This is a genomic window from Pedobacter sp. Leaf194, from assembly GCF_001423945.1.
Lineage (GTDB): Bacteria > Bacteroidota > Bacteroidia > Sphingobacteriales > Sphingobacteriaceae > Pedobacter.
This window is the reverse complement of sequence record NZ_LMPU01000001.1, coordinates 83,048-102,400: the sequence shown is the minus strand read 5'-3', so window position 1 is coordinate 102,400 and position 19,353 is coordinate 83,048. Positions and strand designations below refer to the sequence as shown.

The 19,353-nt window shown below is 40.4% G+C and carries 20 protein-coding genes and 1 tRNA gene; 8 read left to right on the top strand and 13 right to left on the bottom strand.

Translation table 11 applies throughout. The features are described from left to right. The first annotated feature begins 58 nt into the window (after positions 1–58). Both ASG14_RS00530 and ASG14_RS00525 read left to right on the top strand, forming a co-directional pair. Positions 59–3,208, top strand: a complete 3,150-nt coding sequence (locus ASG14_RS00530; protein ID WP_056869126.1) for a TonB-dependent receptor — start codon at positions 59–61, stop codon at positions 3,206–3,208. A gap of 11 nt (positions 3,209–3,219) precedes the next feature. After that, complete coding sequence (locus ASG14_RS00525) at positions 3,220–4,689, top strand: RagB/SusD family nutrient uptake outer membrane protein (RefSeq protein WP_056869125.1); 1,470 nt, start codon at positions 3,220–3,222, stop codon at positions 4,687–4,689. A gap of 61 nt (positions 4,690–4,750) precedes the next feature. Here the strand turns inward: ASG14_RS00525 and ASG14_RS00520 are convergent, their stop codons facing one another. Both ASG14_RS00520 and ASG14_RS00515 read right to left on the bottom strand, forming a co-directional pair. Further along, positions 4,751–5,158: a DoxX family protein gene (locus ASG14_RS00520; protein WP_056869124.1), complete on the bottom strand. Its 408-nt coding sequence runs from the start codon at positions 5,156–5,158 to the stop codon at positions 4,751–4,753. A gap of 1 nt (position 5,159) precedes the next feature. Further along, positions 5,160–6,059, bottom strand: coding sequence for an LD-carboxypeptidase (locus ASG14_RS00515; RefSeq protein ID WP_056869123.1), 900 nt, complete (start codon positions 6,057–6,059; stop codon positions 5,160–5,162). A gap of 38 nt (positions 6,060–6,097) precedes the next feature. On the opposite strand from ASG14_RS00515, the gene metG reads away from it, so the two are divergent. The 6 genes from metG to ASG14_RS00485 all read left to right on the top strand — a co-directional run bounded on the left by metG (position 6,098) and on the right by ASG14_RS00485 (position 12,253). Continuing rightward, positions 6,098–8,203 (top strand): methionine--tRNA ligase, encoded by a 2,106-nt coding sequence (gene metG / locus ASG14_RS00510; protein ID WP_157274805.1) that lies wholly within the window; start codon positions 6,098–6,100, stop codon positions 8,201–8,203. 175 nt (positions 8,204–8,378) lie between these two features. Continuing rightward, positions 8,379–8,981, top strand: coding sequence for an FMN-dependent NADH-azoreductase (locus tag ASG14_RS00505; RefSeq protein ID WP_056869121.1), 603 nt, complete (start codon positions 8,379–8,381; stop codon positions 8,979–8,981). 421 nt (positions 8,982–9,402) lie between these two features. Beyond that, positions 9,403–9,474: transfer RNA gene (locus tag ASG14_RS00500), tRNA-Arg, on the top strand. Between the two features lie 249 nt (positions 9,475–9,723). Then, entirely contained in the window at positions 9,724–11,013 is a 1,290-nt protein-coding gene (locus ASG14_RS00495; RefSeq protein WP_056869120.1) for a site-specific integrase, read from the top strand. A gap of 71 nt (positions 11,014–11,084) precedes the next feature. Next, positions 11,085–11,585, top strand: a complete 501-nt coding sequence (locus ASG14_RS00490; protein ID WP_056869119.1) for a hypothetical protein — start codon at positions 11,085–11,087, stop codon at positions 11,583–11,585. Next, positions 11,543–12,253, top strand: a complete 711-nt coding sequence (locus ASG14_RS00485) for a nucleotidyl transferase AbiEii/AbiGii toxin family protein (RefSeq protein WP_056869118.1) — start codon at positions 11,543–11,545, stop codon at positions 12,251–12,253. Before ASG14_RS00490 ends, ASG14_RS00485 begins: the two co-directional genes overlap by 43 nt. 190 nt (positions 12,254–12,443) lie before the next feature. On the opposite strand, the gene ASG14_RS00480 is transcribed toward ASG14_RS00485, so the two are convergent. The 11 genes from ASG14_RS00480 to ASG14_RS00435 all read right to left on the bottom strand — a co-directional run bounded on the left by ASG14_RS00480 (position 12,444) and on the right by ASG14_RS00435 (position 19,306). Further along, entirely contained in the window at positions 12,444–13,049 is a 606-nt protein-coding gene (locus ASG14_RS00480) for a hypothetical protein (protein WP_056869117.1), read from the bottom strand. Positions 13,050–13,063: 14 nt separating this feature from the next. Next, a complete protein-coding gene (locus tag ASG14_RS00475) occupies positions 13,064–14,011 on the bottom strand; it encodes a relaxase/mobilization nuclease domain-containing protein (RefSeq protein WP_056869116.1) in 948 nt (315 codons plus the stop codon). Next, a complete protein-coding gene (mobC, locus tag ASG14_RS00470) occupies positions 14,008–14,358 on the bottom strand; it encodes a plasmid mobilization relaxosome protein MobC (RefSeq protein ID WP_162238697.1) in 351 nt (116 codons plus the stop codon). The genes ASG14_RS00475 and mobC overlap by 4 nt, the downstream gene beginning before the upstream one ends. A gap of 167 nt (positions 14,359–14,525) precedes the next feature. After that, positions 14,526–14,807 (bottom strand): hypothetical protein, encoded by a 282-nt coding sequence (locus tag ASG14_RS20130; RefSeq protein WP_157274804.1) that lies wholly within the window; start codon positions 14,805–14,807, stop codon positions 14,526–14,528. Then, positions 14,804–15,049, bottom strand: coding sequence for a helix-turn-helix domain-containing protein (locus ASG14_RS00465; RefSeq protein WP_235528470.1), 246 nt, complete (start codon positions 15,047–15,049; stop codon positions 14,804–14,806). The genes ASG14_RS20130 and ASG14_RS00465 overlap by 4 nt, the downstream gene beginning before the upstream one ends. Positions 15,050–15,185: 136 nt before the next feature. Continuing rightward, entirely contained in the window at positions 15,186–15,932 is a 747-nt protein-coding gene (locus tag ASG14_RS00460; protein ID WP_056869113.1) for a hypothetical protein, read from the bottom strand. Between the two features lie 155 nt (positions 15,933–16,087). Beyond that, positions 16,088–16,825, bottom strand: coding sequence for a metallophosphoesterase (locus tag ASG14_RS00455; protein ID WP_056869112.1), 738 nt, complete (start codon positions 16,823–16,825; stop codon positions 16,088–16,090). Beyond that, positions 16,825–17,910 (bottom strand): ACR3 family arsenite efflux transporter, encoded by a 1,086-nt coding sequence (arsB, locus tag ASG14_RS00450; protein ID WP_056869111.1) that lies wholly within the window; start codon positions 17,908–17,910, stop codon positions 16,825–16,827. Before arsB ends, ASG14_RS00455 begins: the two co-directional genes overlap by 1 nt. Positions 17,911–17,923: 13 nt before the next feature. Further along, positions 17,924–18,334, bottom strand: a complete 411-nt coding sequence (locus ASG14_RS00445; protein WP_056869110.1) for an arsenate reductase ArsC — start codon at positions 18,332–18,334, stop codon at positions 17,924–17,926. 6 nt (positions 18,335–18,340) lie between these two features. Continuing rightward, the gene (locus ASG14_RS00440; RefSeq protein ID WP_056869109.1) at positions 18,341–18,826 is read right to left on the bottom strand and encodes a GNAT family N-acetyltransferase; all 486 of its coding nucleotides are present in this window, start codon (positions 18,824–18,826) and stop codon (positions 18,341–18,343) included. 9 nt (positions 18,827–18,835) lie between these two features. Beyond that, positions 18,836–19,306 carry a DUF6428 family protein gene (locus tag ASG14_RS00435; RefSeq protein WP_056869108.1) on the bottom strand — a complete coding sequence of 157 codons (471 nt, stop codon included), beginning with the start codon at positions 19,304–19,306 and terminating at the stop codon, positions 18,836–18,838. Between the last annotated feature and the right edge of the window lie 47 nt (positions 19,307–19,353).

Below are 19,353 nucleotides of genomic sequence, written 5' to 3'. Positions count from 1 at the left end.
GCATTACCCTGTACTTTTATATACATTAGTAGGAAACTAATTAATCTTAACTAATTTTATGAAAAAACTTTTACAAAGTTTGTTCGTCTTGCTATTTATTGCAGGAGCCGCATTCGGGCAAGAAAGAACAATCACAGGAACAGTTACAGGTAAGGAAGATGGTCTCCCACTTCCCGGGGTAAGTGTTAGAATCAAAGGCTCATCAGGCGGAACCATCACCGCCGCAGATGGAAAATACTCCATCAGAACCACCGCAACTACCGGTACATTAGAATTTTCTTCAATTGGGTTTACATCCCAAAGCAAAAGCATCGGCGCCGGTGGCGTTGTAAACGTTGCGTTATCAGCAGATGCTAAAACCTTAACCGATGTTGTTGTAACCGGCTACACAACGCAATCAAAAAGAGACGTAACCGGCTCTATCGCCAGTGTTAGCGGCGAAAAACTTAAGAATCAACCAATCCAAAGTTTTGAACAGGCCTTAGCAGGTAAAGCTGCGGGCGTTAACATTATTCAGCCAAATGGTGTTTTAAACAACCCACCAGTATTTAGGGTTCGTGGTTTTAACTCCATCTCATTAAGTTCTTATCCTTTAATTATTGTTGATGGTATTCCGGTTTTCACAGGAGATCAATCTTCAAACAGTGCTGCCGGGAATGCCTTAGGGGATATCAATCCGGCTGATATAGAATCAATCGACATCCTGAAGGATGCAGCTTCTTCTGCAATTTACGGATCAAGAGCGGCTAATGGTGTCGTTGTTATTACCACTAAAAAAGGTAAACAAGGCGTTACAAAAGTGAACTACGAAGGTTGGGTAGGAACCACAAAAGCCCAAAACCTTACGCCACTTTTAAATGCGGCAGAATATGTGCTGATCAAAAATGAATCACGAACCAATATCGGTCTTGCACCGGCATTTTTCTTGCAAAACAGATCTGATGGCTCTCAGGTTGAAACCAATTGGTATGATTATGCTTACCGTACAGCAACCTCTCAAAACCATGCATTAAATTTTTCAGGAGCGAATGAAAAAACATCTTATTATGTTTCAGTTGGCTATGGTAATCAGCAGGGTTTTATTCTTGGTAACTCATTCGAAAGAAAAAATGGTCGTGTTAATCTGGACCATAAATTATTTAAGAACGTAACAATAGGTACAAATTTTTCTTACAGTAACACCTTAAACAGAGCACCTAATACAGGCTCGTTGCCAGGGCAGGCATTTTCTACAGTGGGCTTAGGCCGATTGGCGATTGTCCTTCCACCAAACGTTTCTCCATATAATGAGGATGGTTCTTACAACATGAATGCTTCCGGTGCGATCGGCCTGGGCGCTAACACCATTGCTTCCAACTATCCCAATTCAGCAGTATTGGTAAATGAAGATAAGAATACATCAGAAAGCGATCGTATCATCGCAAACGCTTATGCGTCTATTCAAATCGTTAAGGGTTTAACGTTTAAAACAACTTATGGATTGGATAACCTAAAAATTGATAACAATTCATTTGTAAACCGTTTACAAGGTGATGGTTTTTCTTACAACGGAGGGGCAACCAGTAACTTTGTTAAAAATGCCCGTTGGAACTGGTCTAATACATTGAACTATAGTGGTGTATTTGGCGACCACTCCTTAGGTGCGTTTATTGGTGCTGAAGATCAATACACAAAATCTTCGGGTTATGGTGCAACCAGACAAGGGGTAATTGATCCGTTTATTCAAGTGTTTCAAGGCTCTTTTTCAACCATCACACCTGCAGGGTTAACCCAGGGCGACAATGCATTCCGTTCCTACTTCGGAAGCATCAATTACGATTACAAAAAGAAATATTACTTAACCGGTTCATTTAGACGGGATGGTTATTCTGGTTTATCGGCAGGTAACAAATATGGTAATTTTGGTGGTGCTTCAGTAGGTTGGGCGCTTTCAGAAGAGAACTTCTATAAAGGTTCTGGACTTAGTGAAATTTTAACACGCATTAAATTCCATGGTAGCTATGGAGAGGTTGGTAACATTAACATTGGTAACTACCCGGCCCTTTATTTATACAGCCCAGGTTTATATGGTTCTTCTCCGGCACTATCTTTTTCGCAGGCTGGTAACCCAGATTTGAAGTGGGAAACAAGTAAGAAAGCAGATGTTGGCGTTAATTTAGAGTTTTTAGCCGGCAGGTTCTCTTTGGATGTTGATTATTACCACAATAACATCGATAACCTGGTTCAAAACGCTCCTCAAGCGCCTTCTAAAGGTATTCCCGGGAATACAATCACAACAAATGTTGGTAAAATGTACAACAAAGGTTTTGAGTTTACCATCAACACCAAAAACATCAACAATGACGACTTTACCTGGTCGACTACTTTAACTTTCAGTACACTAAAAAATGAGGTTACTGAGTTGGGTAATAATAACGCTGACGTTTTTGGTGCAACAGGACTGGAAACTGCAAACATTACTAGAGTGGGGTATCCAATTGGATCAATATATACCGTGCCAACCGCTGGTGTAGACCCTGCAACTGGGGAAAGAGTGTTTATCAACAGGTTTGGCCAAAAATTGAGATTTAGTTTTGCCAGGGCAGCAGCTGCACGCTATCAATATTTAGACGGTGCAAACGCAGGCCAAAATGCACCTGCAATTGATGCCGCTTTAGATGCAACAATTACTGGCCAGTCGATTCCAAAATGGTTTGGCGGTTTAGACAACAATTTCCGTTACAAAGCCTTTGACTTAACCATTGGCGTAACCTTTTCTGGCGGAAATAAAATTTACTACGGTTCATTGGCAGGTTTAAGAGATCAGCGTTTCTGGAATAACGAAGCTGGTGTATTAAACAGGTGGACAACTCCAGGTCAGATTACTGATGTACCTCGTCTGGTTTATGGTGATAATACATCAAACGGTTCGGCATTTGCGCAATCGCAGAATGTATTCTCAGGTAACTTTTTAAAAGTACGCAACCTGGCTTTAGGCTACACCTTGCCACAAACAGTTTTAAGTAAACTTGGGGTTAGTAGTGCAAGGATATACTTACAGTCGAGTAACCTTTTGATTATTTCAAACTATCCTGGACCTGATCCGGAGGTTTCTGTTAATGGTAACTCTACAACAACAGGAAACAGCGGTAACCTTGCACCAGGTGTAGATAGAAACTCGGTTCCATCGGGAAGAACATTCACTTTCGGACTTAATGTTGGATTTTAAATAAAGAGATTATGAAAATTAAAATAAATAATAAATTAAAATATCTTTTCATTGCCGCACCGATGGTATTTGCGTCGTCATGCAAAAAAGATTTCTTAAATACTGCACCACAGACTGCACTGCCTATTGAAGATGCATTTTCTAACCCCGACAGGATTTTATCACAGGTAAATGGTATTTACGCAGGCGTAAAAAATGGCCAGTTTTATGGTGGCCGTTACCTGATATACAATGACATTCGTGGAGAAGATTTTATCGTTAATAAACCAAACGGCGTAACTGGTTTGGATACATGGCGTTTCAATGTAACTTCTGGAACAAATGAGGTGGTGAATTTGTGGGGTGCTGTGTACGCCGCAATTAACCGTGCAAATTTGGTTATAGAAGGAGTTGCGGCAAATGCTTCGATATTAACGCCGGTAGTTTCTAAACAATACATTGCAGAAGCTAAGTTTTTACGTGCCCTATCTTATTATAGTTTATTGCAGTTTTATGCAAAACCATATGTAACCGACAATGGCGCAAGTTTGGGTGTTCCACTTCGGTTAAAAGGCGAGAAAGATCTTACAGGTAACGATTTAAAAAGAAGCACTGTTGCCGAGGTTTACACGCAGATATTGAAAGATTTGAATGAAGCAGAACCTGATTTAGCATTAACACTTCCCGCAACAAGGGCTTCAAGAAATACCGCCATTGCCCTCAAAACCCGGGTTTATCTATCCATGGGCAACCTTGCTTCGGTTGTAACAGAAGCAAACAAAATTGTTTCGGCAACAGCACCATTTGCAGCAACAACAGGTACTCCTTTAAAACTGGAAAGTAACCTGGCTACAGTTTTTGGTGGTGCTTATGTTGGCAATGCTTCTGCTACAGAAGTTGCCTTAACTTTTCCAATGGCAGATTTAGATGCGCCGGGTACACAGAACCAACTCGCTTACTACTACAATGTTGCTACAAACGGCGCAGGTGGTAACGAAGAATTCTTTTTAAATCCTACAGGCATTTTTGCTAATGCAGCATTTGCGGCAGGCTCTACTGATGCCAGAAAGGGATTAACAGCTGTTTCGGGTGCGAATACATACTTAACCAAATTTAAAAGGCCTTCACCATACACAGACTATGTTCCGGTAATCAGGTATGCTGAGGTATTACTTAATCTTGCTGAAGCAACGGTTGTAAGTGATCCGACAAGATCTATCGCCTTGCTTACAGCGGTTAGACAGCGGTCAAACCCTGGTTATGTATTTCCGGCGGCTGATTTACTTCCTGCTAATTTGAAAAATACCATTTTAGCAGAGAGAAGAATCGAATTCCTCGGAGAAGGATTAAGGGCACCTGATATAATGCGTTTAGGCTTAGGGTTTGTGGCAAAAAGCGGGTCACAAGGTACTGCGCCAGCTATTCCATTCAACACGGCAGGTTATATATGGCCAATTTCATCTACAGAAATTCAAAATAATAAACTGGTCGTTCAGAATTAACAACGAATTATCGATTACAAAAAAAGCCGGCAATTGCCGGCTTTTTTTGTTTACTGATTTACTATTTCTTATCAACACTATATTTGCCCGGACCAACAAAGAGCAATCCGAAAAATACAATGCCCAATTCAATTGCATGGCTTGCGCCGCTTAGTCCATCGCCTTTGGCAAAGTGGCCCAGAGCAGCAATAATCATGGTGATGGTTAACAAGATTAACACAGGCCTGAAAAATAAGCCAACAATTAACAGGAAGCCACCGAAAGTTTCTGTCGCAGCGGCCATAAAACCCCAGAAAACAGGTAGAAAATCGATTCCAACAACCTTCATGCTGCCGCCAAGTTTTGCCCAGCCATCAGGGCCGCCTGCAATTTTTGGAAAGCCGTGAATGATAAACATAACGCCTAATCCAATCCTTAATAAAAGCAATCCGGTATTGCGGTACTTTCCTAAATTATCTAATACTGCCATCTTATATATATTTAAAATCTACATTATTTATTTCGATAGTTAACTCAACGGTTGCACCAACCACCATTGCCATGTTGTTATCGATATGACCGCTTGGAAAATTGAAGCATACCGGGTAAGTGTATTCTTTAACAAGTTCCCATATTACTTCGTCTGCAGTTTGTCCGAACGGAATTTTCTCCGGCGAAATTTCATTGAATGCACCAATAATCAAGCCCCGCAATCTTGATAGCTTTCCGGCTCTTTTGAGCATCCTTAACATCCTGTCGATAGAATATTCATGCTCACCAACATCTTCCAGAAAAAGGATTTTATCTTCAAAATCCATCTCCGATACCGAGCCTTGCAGCATGCAAAGCAAGGTTAAGTTGCCACCAATTAAGCTGCCGTTACAGGTTCCTGGCCTGTTATTAAAATCGCTTTTATAAGCATAATGGGGCTTTTCGCCAAAAAGTGCCTTTTTCAAGGATGCTAGCGCTTCACCGGTTGAATCATCAAAAGTATAAGGCATTTGCGCATGCATCGATTGTATGTTGTACCGGGCAAAAACATGGGCCAGCAAAACCGTAATATCGCTAAAGCCAATTATCCATTTAGGATTTTTCTGAAAGGCAGTAAAATCGAGGGAATCTATAATGCGCAAGGTGCCATAGCCACCCCGTCCGGCAACAATCGCCTTCACCATAGGGTCGTCTAAAAAAACCTGTAAATCTGTAGCCCTCAAATCATCATCGCCCGCAAACTGATTGTGTTCCGCATACACACTTTTCCCGATAACCACATCAAGTCCCCAGCCCTTAAGAACGGACACGGCAGAATCTATGGATTTTGGGAGTTTTTTCGCCGGACAAACAATCGCGATTTTATCACCTTTTTTTAAGTATGGGGGCTGTATAATCATGGTTAAAACAATATCTTTGTCAAATTAAATGAATTGTTTTGGATAATAATAAAATAAAAAGATATACAGTTACTGCGGCGCTACCATACACAAACGGGCCGGTGCACATCGGGCATTTGGCTGGGGTGTATATTCCTGCCGATATTTATGCCAGGTACCTGCGTTCTAACAAACGCGACGTGAAGTTTGTTTGTGGCTCTGATGAGAACGGTGTTCCCATTACCTTAAAGGCTAAGCGGGAAGGCATTACGCCGCAGGAAGTTGTAGATAAGTACCATAAAATTATCGGCGATTCTTTTAAAGAATTTGGTGTTTCTTTTGATATTTACCACCGTACATCTTCTTCAACCCACCATCAAACTGCTGCCGATTTCTTCGAAACCCTTTACAATAAGGGTGTTTTTACCGAAGAGATTACCGAGCAATATTACGATGAACAGGCAAAACAGTTTCTGGCCGACCGCTACATTACCGGAACCTGCCCAAACTGCGGTAATGAGAACGCTTATGGCGATCAATGCGAAAATTGCGGCACCACGCTCAACGCAACCGATTTAATCAATCCAAAATCAACCTTATCAGGTAATAAGCCAATTTTAAAAGAAACCAAAAACTGGTTCCTGCCTTTAGATAAGTACGAGGAAAGGCTGAGAACCTATATTGAAAGCCATAAAGAATGGCGCCCTAACGTTTATGGGCAATGCCAAAGCTGGCTTAATGCTGGCTTGCACCCACGTGCCATGACCCGCGATCTGGATTGGGGCATTCGCGTGCCGCTTCGAGATGCTGAAGGCAAGGTTTTATACGTTTGGTTCGATGCTCCGATTGGATACATCTCCGCTACAAAAGAGCTTTGTAATTATGCAAAACTCGATGTATGGAATCCTAAGGCAGAAGAATACTACATCAGCAATTACGAAGCCGATAAATGTGGCTGGGAAGAATACTGGAAAGATGACGATACTAAGCTGGTGCATTTCATCGGTAAAGATAATATCGTTTTCCACTGCATTATTTTCCCGGCAATGTTAATGGCGCATGGCGGATACATACTTGCAGACAATGTACCTGCGAACGAATTTTTAAACCTCGAAGGACAAAAAATTTCTACCTCCAAAAACTGGGCGGTTTGGTTAAATGAATACCTGCGGGAGTTTGAAGGCAAACAGGATGTTTTGCGCTATGTTTTAACAGCTACTGCTCCCGAAACAAAAGACAACGACTTTACCTGGAAAGACTTTCAGGCAAGAAATAATAACGAACTGGTAGCCGTCTTAGGAAATTTTGTAAACCGCGTTATTGTACTTACCCATAAGTATTTTAACGGCACCGTGCCGACCTTAATGGAAATTAAGGCGGAAGATCAGGCGGTTATTGATGAACTTTCCGGTTATCCTGCTAAAATTGCTGCTTCTATAGAAAACTATCGTTTCCGTGAGGCGCTTTCCGAAGTAATGAATGTTGCCCGTTTGGGAAATAAGTACCTCGCCGAAACTGAGCCCTGGAAACTGATTAAAACGGATGAAGACAGGGTTCGCACCATTTTACACATCTCCCTGCAAATTTGTGCAAACCTGCAGATTTTAATCGAACCGTTTTTGCCATTTACTGCAGATAAGTTAATGAAGATGCTAAACAATGGTAAACCAGGCTGGGAAGATGCAGGTTCCATTACATTGATAAAACGAGGACATGACATTAACGAAGGTGTGCTCCTTTTCGAGAAAGTTGAGGATGCTGCAATTGATTTCCAGATAGAGAAACTGAACCAGAGCAAGGTTACCAACGCAACAGCCTCTGCGCCCGTTCCGGTAAAAGAAAATATAAATTTCGATGATTTTTCTGCAATGGATATCCGCGTGGCAACCATTATAGCTGCCGAAAAAGTAGAGAAAACGAAAAAGTTGCTCAAACTCACCGTAAATACCGGCATTGATGAGCGAACCGTAGTTTCTGGTATTGCAGAACACTACAAGCCAGAAGAAATTATAGGCAAACAGGTTAGCATTATCGTAAACCTTGCGCCTAGGGAAATTAAAGGTATTTTATCTCAGGGGATGATTTTAATGGCCGAAAATGCAGAAGGGAAACTTGTTTTTGTATCACCAGCTGATAAATTTGAGGAAGGCAGTGTAATCAGATAAGCGAAACCGCCGTCTTTCTTTTCAACGATAGCATTAAAAAAGCCCTGCCTGGTCAGGGCTTTTTTAATGCCCCAGTGTGTGCTTAGGTTTCTAAAAGGATAGCGCTAGCCTTTGGGATAGTTATGGAAATAGCCGGGGGTCTATCTCTAAATTTGCTTCATAAAATTTAGAAAACATGAAAAAGATTCTTCATATCATTTCAAGTCCCCGCGGCGAGGCATCTATGAGTATAAAATTAGGCAAAGCCATAATAGAACAAATTCAGGACAGCTATCCTGGTGCAACCGTTCGCGAGCGTAACCTGGCAAAGCAACAATTTCCACATCTTGAAGAGGCACACATTGCCGCCTTTTTTACGCCAGCAGAAAACAGAAGTGAGCAAAGTGTTATAGCCATCCGCCATTCGGACGAAGCAATTGCAGAGATTCAGGATGCCGACATTATTGTTATCGATGTGCCCTTTTATAACTTCGGTGTACCCTCCACACTTAAAGCCTGGATAGACCACATCGCAAGAGCCGGTGTTACTTTTAAGTACGGTGCAAATGGCCCTGAAGGCTTAATTACAGGCAAAAAGATTTATCTGGCAATTGCCTCGGGCGGCATCTATTCTGACGGCCCTATGCAAGCCTACGATTTTGCCGCTCCTTATTTAAAATCGGTATTAGGCTTTATGGGCATGACAGATGTGAGCATCTTCCGAGCAGAAGGTGCATCAATTCCGGTTATCCAGGATACTGCTCTGGAGAAAGGTATTGCCAGTATTTTAATTGATTAACCGCTTTGCAAACCTTGCAGAAACGGATGTTTCTGCAAGGTTTAATTTCAGGTTGTAGCAATGTGATGGTACTAATCAAAAACTAACTACTCGAGCTAATAAATTTTAATCCAAGCATCATCAAATGAGTTTTGCTGCTTAATTGAGTGGTTTCAATCGTTCATGCCATCAGTAACAAGTGCTAAAAAAGCCGCATGTTTTTAGGCTTATTCGCAAGCAAGCAAATGGTCAACTTAAATCAGAAACCATGTATCCAAAACATATTAAATTATGCTGCTTCGTTTACCTGTTAACAATTTTAAGGAGAAGAGTGCTCAAGAAAGATGTGGCTGGCAAAAAATGGACTTCTTTACAGATGCTAAAGGAATGTAAAGATGGTATTTTTGAGTTAAAACTTTTATTATATTTGCGGCACATAGTCGGTCCCGTAGTTCAACGGATAGAATAGAAGTTTCCTAAACTTTAGATATGAGTTCGATTCTCGTCGGGACCACTTTTACGTATTTTAAAACGATTCAAAATCCTGTAAATCAAATGATTACGGGATTTTGTTTTTAATCAAAAACTGTCAAAAACAGGTCGTTTTCGCTCACTTTGGTGAGTAATTCGGTGAGTTTTGGAAAGAATCGAATTTCTACCACAGATTGAGCTTAAAATACTGATAGTCAGCATGTTCAAATTTCGAACATCTTGTTTTCGTCAGGTTGCAAATCTAACTTTGTTAACCTAGTAATTCAAGCTTATGAACCAGAATTTTAGCATGCTTTTCTATCTGAAAAAGCAAAAAAAAGAAAATGAAAATGGCCTGTTGCCGATTTATCTGCGCATAACCGTAGGCGGAAAACGCTCTGAGATTTCAATCGGGAGGGAGATTGAGCCTGAGCAATGGGACAATCGCCGCAACAAAGTCAGGGGCACCAGGCAGGAAAGCCGTGCCTTAAACGATTACATGAATAGCATCATTTCCAAAATCAGGAAAATCCATACCGGGATGATAGACCGTGATGAAGGGATTGATGCAGAGACCATTCGTAACCACTATCTTGGAAAAGGCACAAAATCAAGAATGATTCTTGAAATTTTTCAGGAGCATAATGAAAAAGTGGCCGAGCTTATTGGCAACGGATATAGTAAGAATACACTCAAGACTTATAAGAGTTCAATAAAGCATCTAGCGAACTACATTCTTGCGAAGTACGATAAAGCAGATTATCCCTTAATCAAGGTTGACTTTGGATTCATTACCGGGTATGAGCATTATCTTCGGGTTGAGAAGCAGTGCATGGCCATCTCTGCGCAAAAATATATAGTTCATTTAAAGAAGATTGTATTTTTCAGCCTGGCGAGCGGATGGATTGTTGCCAATCCGTTTCTGCATTATAAACTAAAAGCCAAGCCGTCTCCAAGAACATTTTTGACGCAGGCGGAGCTTGATGCCATGCGTACAAAAAAGCTGCATGTGCAGAGGCATACCCAGGTCAGGGATATTTTTGTTTTCAGCTGCTATACTGGCCTTGCCTATATAGATGTGCAAAAACTTAAAAGAAGTGAAATTCAGATTGGTGATGATGGCAAGGAATGGATTTTTACATCCAGGAATAAAACTGAAACGCCATCCCACATTCCCATCCTCCCTGAAGCAAAAGAAATCCTTGACCGATATAAAGACCATCCCATTTGTGAAATAAAAGGTTTGGCACTTCCGGTCTACTCCAACCAGCGAATGAACAGTTATCTTAAAGAAATCGCCGATCACTGCGGCATCACCAAAACCTTGACCTTCCATTTGGCCAGGCATACATTCGCGACAACCGTCACCCTTTCCAATGGCGTGCCAATAGAAACGGTTTCGAAAATGCTAGGGCATAACAGCCTAAAAACCACTCAGCATTATGCCAAGGTATTGGATTCGAAAACGGGACACGATATGTCCGCACTGGCTGAAAAACTATCTAAGAGAGTAAAGCATAAAGATCCGAAAAAGAAGAAGAGTGAAAAGGTAAAAATCGTGAAACTTTATAACTATAGTTAAAGTATTAACCACTAATCGGCAAATATTTCGGTATATTAGTCTATTTAAAGTTTTTTGGTAAATTTGTATTGATGAAAGGCACAAGACAAGCACGGGTTATACTGGTTCAGTGGAAAAGATTTACTGGGTTGGAATTCGATGTTTTTTCCAGTCTCAAGAACTTCTGTGATAGTTATCCAGATTATAGTTATCATACCATCAGCAATTACTTGTCGAAAAAGAAAGAGCCTTTTGAGAATGACCAAATAAGAATCGAGCGTAAACCAATTTTAACTAAACTGTCAAGGCCGGAACTCCCTAAGAGCTTGTTCTGGGATATGAAGCATTCCAACATCAATTGGCAGCGTTCTTATCGAATTGTTATTGAAAGAGTGATAACAAGGGGCGAAGAAATTGATTGGGAGGAGCTTTTAAGATTCTATGGTCAAGAGAAAATCGTGGACACACTGAAAAATGAAATCGGGTACCTACCTGAATTAATAATAGACAAAGTATGTAAATATTTCCGGTTGACTAAAAACCAACTGAAATGTTATACAAAAACACAGTTACAAGAGAAACACTGGATCTAATCCAGAAATTGATGGATGATACTAAGCTGGAACAATTTTTTCTGGTGGGCGGGACCGCAATATCGCTAAAAATCGGACATAGGATATCCATTGACATTGATTTGTTCTCGCTAGAAAAATTCGATCCTAACTTGTTGCAGGATCACATCCTGTGGAATTATGGCTCAAATTTAAGGGTCATCGGTTCGGGTGCCCTGATGGGTTTGATTGACGGTGTCAAGGTGGATTTTATCACGCATCCCTATCCCCATGTGGAGCCGCTTGACAATGTAGAGGATATCCGAATGGCATCATTGCAGGACATTGCTGCTATGAAATTAAATGCCATTGTCGGAAGCGGTGAACGCATTAAAGATTTTGTAGACTTATATTACCTGCTTGAAAAACTTAACTATTCCGAAATGCTCGATTATTACCGCCAAAAATATCCCAATGTAACAGTTGACATGGCTAACCGGTCTGTCGCCTATCATCAGCAAATCGATATGGAGGTACCCATAGATCTCCTGGATGGAAAACTTCAATGGGAGAAAGTCGCAAACAAATTAATTAGTATCTCGAATGAGTTTAGTCTTGCGGCTAAAACCATTTCTGGCGAACGGCCGGGCCTTGGGCTTAACCGTGATCGCAACAATGATATGGATAAGGGACATGGTATGACCAGATGATTACTATTTTTTAAAGTTTAATTGAAAGATAAGCTAAGAAACGGTACAACAATTTACCCTTTCTTAGCTTATTTAGCCACATACCACCAATTACTTTTTTGCGTAGATACAAAATCGGAACGAGGTGGATGGTGTGTACGGCTTAGATAGGCCACAAATGAGGGATGGCCAAAATTTATATCTTTGATTTTTATTTTTTTTGTCGCCTCTGTTCAATCTTCTTCTTGAGTAATCGCGCTTTGTTGAGTTCAACCTCTTTGTTTCTAAGGGTCTGCTCCGCCTGCAGCAGTTGTTCTTGGTTTAGTATGATCTCTTTTGCAACCCTAACCAGGCTATCCCTTGAGGATACAAACCCAAGGTCTATCCGCATTAAATATTCAGGATTATATGCCCTTAAATATAAAAGCTTATCGCTATCCAAAGCCAGGCTTGCATTTCGGTTGAGTATATATGCGCTTAAACCTGTTAGGACAGCTATGAACAAAAGGCCTGTAAAAATTCCTATAACCAAACCCTTACTACTCTTGTCAAGATAATGGTGATGTTTAACTGGAATGATGTCCGGCACTTTTTCTATTTTCCGATTTAAACTGACCAACATAGCTTTTAAATCCTCCCGGTCTAATTTTCCATTGACATCAGTTAACTCCTGTAATACCTTTTTGAAATCATCACCATAATCAGCAGGTTTGGTATTGATTAATGTCCTGACATTATCTTCTAGCGCTTTGCTTTGAGTTGCCAAGGCCTCCAAAATTTCTCCAAAATTGTCTAATGATTGCTCAATTGTTTTCATCTCATTTAATTTAATTACCTACTCATTCCCCGGCTTTTGCCCTTAGCCTGGGATTTCTTTTTTCGTTTAATAAATGGCTCCGGTTCAGTGGCAAGGGTGGGAAGCTCCGATTGCAGCAAAACCTCCAGCACGGAGGTGCCGGTATGTCCAAATTGAATATGATTACGAATCTCGTTAACCAAATTCGGCTTGGTAGAGGGCTCTTTTGTCCCTGCCGGAAAATTGGAGGTATCTAAAGCTATTACATTAAATTCGGCATTCAGCTTACCATAACTTAGCGACCTGTCAATTTCGGACCCCTTGAACAAATAGCCATCCTTGCTAAAAGAAAGTCCTTGAATCGCCTGGGTGTTGCCATTGTATTTGAAAATAATTTCCACCCCACGACTTTTTAGGGCCTGCTCAAAGTTTACCCAATTTTTTGTAACGGCTTTCGCATGTTTGATTTGGTCAAAAATCTCATACTTAACCTTATCAGCCCCCTTGAGTGCCTGTCTGTTTACATGCATTTTGCCGGCTGCTAAAAATAAATCATGGGCTTTGGTCAGTTCCCGGCATACATTCGCGTTTTTATGAAACAGGTTTTTATCAGAAATGGTCTTACCCGAATTTGAGACCCGGTTATATACTAAATGTACATGCGGATGAGATTTATCTTTATGCCTGACAAAAAGGACCTGCGTATCTTTGATGCCAATCCTATCAAGGTATTCATTTGCTATTTCAAGCATTTTTTCATCAGTTAGCTTCAGCTTATCCTGCTCGCTGAAATTTAGGGAAATGTGACCTACCGCTTTATTTAGATCCGGATTTGCGGAACGCTGAAAATTAAAATCTGCAATCATCCTTTCCACGTCAGCGGTCCTGATGCCCAAACCATCAAGCACTCTTGCTGTATCCTTTTGAACTACATAGCGCACACAGCCACCAAAACTCCTTCCCGATGTTATTTTACCAATCATAAATCATTCATTGTCTTCATATGATCTTCAATCTCCGAAATCAGATCCTGACAGCGCCTAGCCATAATCAGGAGGCCCAAATGATGGGCTTTTTTCGTCAGCTGATTTAGATTGTTTGCCATACCTGCAAGTACCCTATGGGCAGAGATTTCCGCTTCGCCAAATCTGGTCATAACCTTGGATGACATTACCGAATGCCTTATAAAATCACTTATGCCCATTCCGGCACGCTTTGATTTTTGCTCAAAAAGAAATCGCTCAGAGACGGTCAACCGCAATCTGACCATACTTTGTCTTTTTATTTTCTTTGGTGGTCTTCCACCTTTTCTCTTTGGTCGAATTTCCATACTAATCTTATTTAGGTCTTTATGGCGGCAGCCACTTTCTGAGACCATCGGGAGCGGAAAGCAAGTTCTTTTTCCCCGGGAAAAAGGTTTTTGTGGTAACAAAAACATAAACTTGCTCCCTCAAAGTTTTTAAAAACCCCCTGCTCAGAAAATCGATTCATATAACTTTATTTATTTAAAAGAATCAAACTCCCTGATGGATTAAAAGATGGCAGATAAGTAATGTAACCTGACCTGGATAAATCCGTGATACACTTATGGTAAGTGCTGGTTGATCTGATCTTTGAAATCCTCATTAGCTTTTTCCTGGTGACCACGACCGGATTCATCCGGCCACCACTCGCCCAGCACTGAACGATTGATGTGAAGAGACTGATATGTGTGGGTGAGATCACCTGGTCTTCCGCTGCCTTGCACAGAAAGATTGTTAGTGGTGTACCCATTTTCATTTCAGAATATTAGGCTTTTTTGGAAACTGCAAGACTTTGTTGATTTCCTCCATGCTGTAATACATGGTCCCACCAATTTTGGTAAAACTGAGCGTTCGGTTATTTCTAAGGGTTTGAAGAGTTCCAGCGGATATGCCCAGTAATTTCCTGACCTCATTGCTACGAAGCCATTTTTTATCAGCGGGTTTTTCTGGAGCCAGAAAAGTCTTAAGTTCTTTAAATAGATCTGATTTGAAATTCATCAGATCAGATTTGGTCATAATTTCTATAGACATAAGATTCAATTACGTTGGCGACATTGCCAGTACGAAATTGAATCAGAAAAGGGCATTTTATATGACCATTAAATTGGTTTGGTCAAATCAAAACCGTTTTGTCTTATGGATTGGAGTTAATCGGGATGATTTTGAAGAGTTTGTTTGATTCTGATACATCAGAGCCCTTAATCAGCTTCCCGATTTTATTGGCAGGAAAGTAATTTCGAAGCGTCTCAAGCGAAATCTCACTTTCTCCATGCTGAAAGTATCTGCCGATCATTTTATACCAGGGACTTTGGGATTGTGAGCGAGCTAATTTTTTACCATCCGGCGTTTCGAGTTCCTGAATTTGCTTTATCAAATCAATCAATTGGGTCAGATTACCATCCAGCAGTCTTATTTTCTGATCTGGCTCGTAACGGCTTAGTAATTTGATTTGCTTTTTTAAGAGTAGAATTTCTTTTTTAAGCTTTAATATCTCAATATCCTTTTCTGAGACAACTGTTTCCAGGCCTTTTTTGATGTGCCATTTGTCAAACTTTCCAACAACATCTTTAAATTTTCTTAACGCATCGAGGCCCGTAATTGTATCCAAAGCCACTATGCTTTTTTTATGATAATGGATAATTTGGTCATCGATTTTATCTAAAACATGCGTAAAAAATTCTTTTTCGGTATTGTCATTATTAAGAACAAACCAATCAAGATGGAACTGATAGTATTCTGCATATTCTTCAAATTCAAGACTGAAGAATTTCTTAAAGAAAAAATTATCTCCTTTTTTCCTGTCAAACTTAATTGGATTACCGATCTCAAACTTGTGCGGGCTTTTATCAAATGGATCTCTAAATTTGAAGTAGTCTTTCATAAAATAATTCTACTGTATAATCTAAATTAAACATTTCCATTAAATGTAATGAAATACATACTTTATAAATCCTTTTAGGAAGTTCTAATAATACAAATTGAAGGCAACCATCAAAATCTTTATCAAAATTGACCGTTTTTTAATAGGCTTACTTGTTATCTAGCTTCTATTAATACTTGCGCAAATTCATCTGGTAAAGGACTTTCTAGTATTCCCTTAATAGCCTTGTCAAGGTCATAAGCGACTCTTCTAAATTCTACTTTAATACTTTCTGGATCTAAAACAGAACTGCTTTTGTCGATGGTCAGCAGGACATAACACCCCCGCACGTCTCCATCCTTTGGTTTTCCAACCGAACCTAAATTGATTACATGTTTAAAAACACCGACACTGCTTTCCATTATCCGGTGATAGGGTTTATGAGAATGGCCGACAAATAATAGGTCAGCATTTGCTTCTTCCATCATTTTTAGCACCTGTTTTTCTTCGGTATCAAACAACGTATATTCATCTACGCTCCTGGTACTGCCATGAGCCATTATGACGTTTAATTTTTCACTGCCTTGCTTAAATTCCAGTCTGATGTGTGCAGGGAGCGTCAACAAATAATCCCGATGATGTTGTTCAACTAAGTGGTAAGCATACTTTTTACTAGGCTCGCTTAAGCTCTGGGGAGTAGTGATCAGGTTTTCTACTTTTAAGTCATGGTTTCCGGCAAGGGTAGCTATACCTCGCCTTCTAATTTCAGCAATAACTTCATTTGGCCACACGTTGTAACCTACCAAATCGCCAAGGCAGTATACAGCATCTGGACCCTGTTTGTCTAAGTCTTCCAACATAGCCTTAAAAGCCGGTAGATTAGCATGTACATCCGAAAAAAGTGCAATCTTCATTATTGTATGGTTTCAAAGGGCTTGGAGGGATAGTATTTTTTTTTAAAGTAAAAAGCAAGGTTCACCAGGGCGATCAGTGCAGGAACTTCTACTAAAGGTCCGATAACTCCGGCAAAGGCCTGACCTGAATTGATTCCAAATACCCCAATGGCTACTGCAATGGCCAGTTCAAAATTGTTCCCGGTTGCCGTAAATGCGATAGAAGCGCTCTTGGAATAATCTGCACCAAAATAACGTCCTGCAAAAAAGCTCATGACAAACATGATGGAAAAATAAATGACTAGTGGAATGGCAATTCTAACCACATCCATAGGAATGTGTACGATCAGTTCTCCCTTTAAACTAAACATGATCACAATGGTGAAAAGTAAAGCAATAAGGGTAATGGGCGAAATCATAGGTACGAAGACATTATTAAACCAATCTCTTCCCTTAAGACTGATCAGCGCATATCTTGAAATGATTCCAAGCGCAAAGGGCAACCCTAAATAGATCGCGACACTTTTAGCAATTTCGCCAATGGTAATATGTACTTCCAGGCCTTTCAATCCAAAATAAGGAGGTAGTACTGTAATGAAGATATAAGCAAATACACTATATAATAATACCTGGAAAATACTATTCAAGGCAATTAGTCCCGCTGCATATTCCCGGTTTCCTTCAGCAAGTTCATTCCAGACCACCACCATGGCAATGCACCTGGCAAGTCCAATCAGGATGAGCCCAACCATATATTCCGGATAGTCTTTTAAAAAAATGATGGCCAAGAAAAACATTAGTAATGGCCCAACTACCCAGTTTAGTATCAGCGAAACGCTTAATACTTTAGTGTCTTTGAATACTTCACCCATTTTTTCATAACTCACTTTTACAAGCGGAGGGTACATCATCAGGATCAGTCCAATGGCTAAAGGAATGTTTGTGGTGCCACTGGAAAAGGAATTGATAAAACCGGAGGATGAAGGTGCGAAATAACCTATGCTCACCCCAAGAGCCATTGCTATGAAGATCCATAAAGTTAGGTACCTGTCAAGGAAACCTAATTTCTTTCGTTCGGCCACAGGGGCACAATTATTTGCACTCATTACAATTCCCTTGTTATATGTTTGCTGATAAATCAGCAGAATACATTTTGATCAGGTCTCTGACCCTTCTGAATTCGTCCATGATTTCTTCATCCGTTCCTGTTGCTTTTGCGGGATCCGGAAAGTTCTGATGAAAGCGTTCTACCTTGCCGGGAAAATAGGGACAGGCTTCGTTTGCATTGTCACATACGGTGATCACTGCATCAAAAGGAATCGAGAGATATTCATCCACGTGGTTTGAGGTATGGACTGAAATGTCGATGTGGTCTTCTGCCATAACCTGCACCGCTTTTGGATTTACACCATGGGTTTCAATCCCGGCACTATAAATATTGGCTTTACCTTCTGCAAAATGACGCAGATACCCTTCAGCAAGCTGGCTTCGGCAGCTATTTCCTGTACACAGGACTAGTATGTTTTTCAATTCTCTTTAAATTATAGTTTGACTTCTTCTTTCTAATAGTACGGTATCCCGCCAGGTGCCATGTTGTTTTCCAATCTTTTCCCGAATGCCAAGGATCCTGAAACCAGCTTTCTCATGAATTTTTAAGCTTGATGCATTTTCAGGGAAAATTCCAGCCTGCAAAGTCCAGATGCCTTCCTGTTCACTTGCCTTGACCAATTGATTTAGGAGATCAGATCCAATACCTTTTCCACTGAATGCCGGATCAACGTACACACTCACTTCTGCAACCCCGGCATAAACGCATCTGGAAGAAACAGGAGTTAATGCTGCCCATCCACGCACAATACCATTATGATCATGGACAAAGCGACAAGTTTTTAAATGTGAATCGTCCCATTCCTCAAAGGTTGGGGCAGTGGTTTGAAAAGTGGCATTGCCAGTTGCAATTCCCTTTTCATAAATAGATTTAACCTGCTCCCAATCTGGAAGAACTAAAATTCTAATGCCCATGTTTTTTATTTAGCAGCAGCCACCACCTGGAGTACACGCATTTGCGTCACTTGCCAGGTTTACCATTTCAACTTTTTCTTTTTTTGCCGGAATGCCGCATTTGTCCATGGCAAGGCAAGCAGTCGTTTTTGAGGTTAAAACAAAGTTATCCCCGTCAAAGGCCAGGTCATATTTACCTATGGTTTCAGACTGATATTCTACTTCTATATCAAGATCTTCGATACCGATAACCTGCTCAGACAAAGAAATGATGTTCAATAATTTTCCTGCTTTCAAACGGTGCTCAAAATCATTGGCATCCCAAAGTTGGAAATTTGCTACTTTCTCATGGCGTACAGTGCCTCCGCAGTCAATAAAATCTTTAGTGATTACACCAACTTCGGTAACATGGAAGTGTTCAGGCACAACCTGCCCGTTCTCAAGTTTAAAATTAACACTTTCTCTTTTAGCCAGGATTTGTTTAATTTCTGATAGTTTCATAACGGTATATTTAATATTGCAATTTAACGATTGATTTAACCTTTAAA

Coding starts and splice junctions, on each gene's coding strand:
- ASG14_RS00455 (WP_056869112.1), bottom strand. CDS start 16,825: ATGAAGATTGCACTTTTTTCGGATGTACATGCTAATCTACCGGCTTTT.
- ASG14_RS00485 (WP_056869118.1), top strand. CDS start 11,543: ATGTTATACAAAAACACAGTTACAAGAGAAACACTGGATCTAATCCAG.
- ASG14_RS00515 (WP_056869123.1), bottom strand. CDS start 6,059: ATGATTATACAGCCCCCATACTTAAAAAAAGGTGATAAAATCGCGATT.
- ASG14_RS00440 (WP_056869109.1), bottom strand. CDS start 18,826: ATGGGCATTAGAATTTTAGTTCTTCCAGATTGGGAGCAGGTTAAATCT.
- mobC (WP_162238697.1), bottom strand. CDS start 14,358: ATGGAAATTCGACCAAAGAGAAAAGGTGGAAGACCACCAAAGAAAATA.
- ASG14_RS20130 (WP_157274804.1), bottom strand. CDS start 14,807: ATGAAAATGGGTACACCACTAACAATCTTTCTGTGCAAGGCAGCGGAA.
- ASG14_RS00505 (WP_056869121.1), top strand. CDS start 8,379: ATGAAAAAGATTCTTCATATCATTTCAAGTCCCCGCGGCGAGGCATCT.
- arsB (WP_056869111.1), bottom strand. CDS start 17,910: ATGAGTGCAAATAATTGTGCCCCTGTGGCCGAACGAAAGAAATTAGGT.
- ASG14_RS00520 (WP_056869124.1), bottom strand. CDS start 5,158: ATGGCAGTATTAGATAATTTAGGAAAGTACCGCAATACCGGATTGCTT.
- ASG14_RS00435 (WP_056869108.1), bottom strand. CDS start 19,306: ATGAAACTATCAGAAATTAAACAAATCCTGGCTAAAAGAGAAAGTGTT.
- ASG14_RS00530 (WP_056869126.1), top strand. CDS start 59: ATGAAAAAACTTTTACAAAGTTTGTTCGTCTTGCTATTTATTGCAGGA.
- ASG14_RS00525 (WP_056869125.1), top strand. CDS start 3,220: ATGAAAATTAAAATAAATAATAAATTAAAATATCTTTTCATTGCCGCA.
- ASG14_RS00460 (WP_056869113.1), bottom strand. CDS start 15,932: ATGAAAGACTACTTCAAATTTAGAGATCCATTTGATAAAAGCCCGCAC.
- ASG14_RS00465 (WP_235528470.1), bottom strand. CDS start 15,049: ATGAATTTCAAATCAGATCTATTTAAAGAACTTAAGACTTTTCTGGCT.
- ASG14_RS00480 (WP_056869117.1), bottom strand. CDS start 13,049: ATGAAAACAATTGAGCAATCATTAGACAATTTTGGAGAAATTTTGGAG.
- ASG14_RS00475 (WP_056869116.1), bottom strand. CDS start 14,011: ATGATTGGTAAAATAACATCGGGAAGGAGTTTTGGTGGCTGTGTGCGC.
- ASG14_RS00490 (WP_056869119.1), top strand. CDS start 11,085: ATGAAAGGCACAAGACAAGCACGGGTTATACTGGTTCAGTGGAAAAGA.
- ASG14_RS00495 (WP_056869120.1), top strand. CDS start 9,724: ATGAACCAGAATTTTAGCATGCTTTTCTATCTGAAAAAGCAAAAAAAA.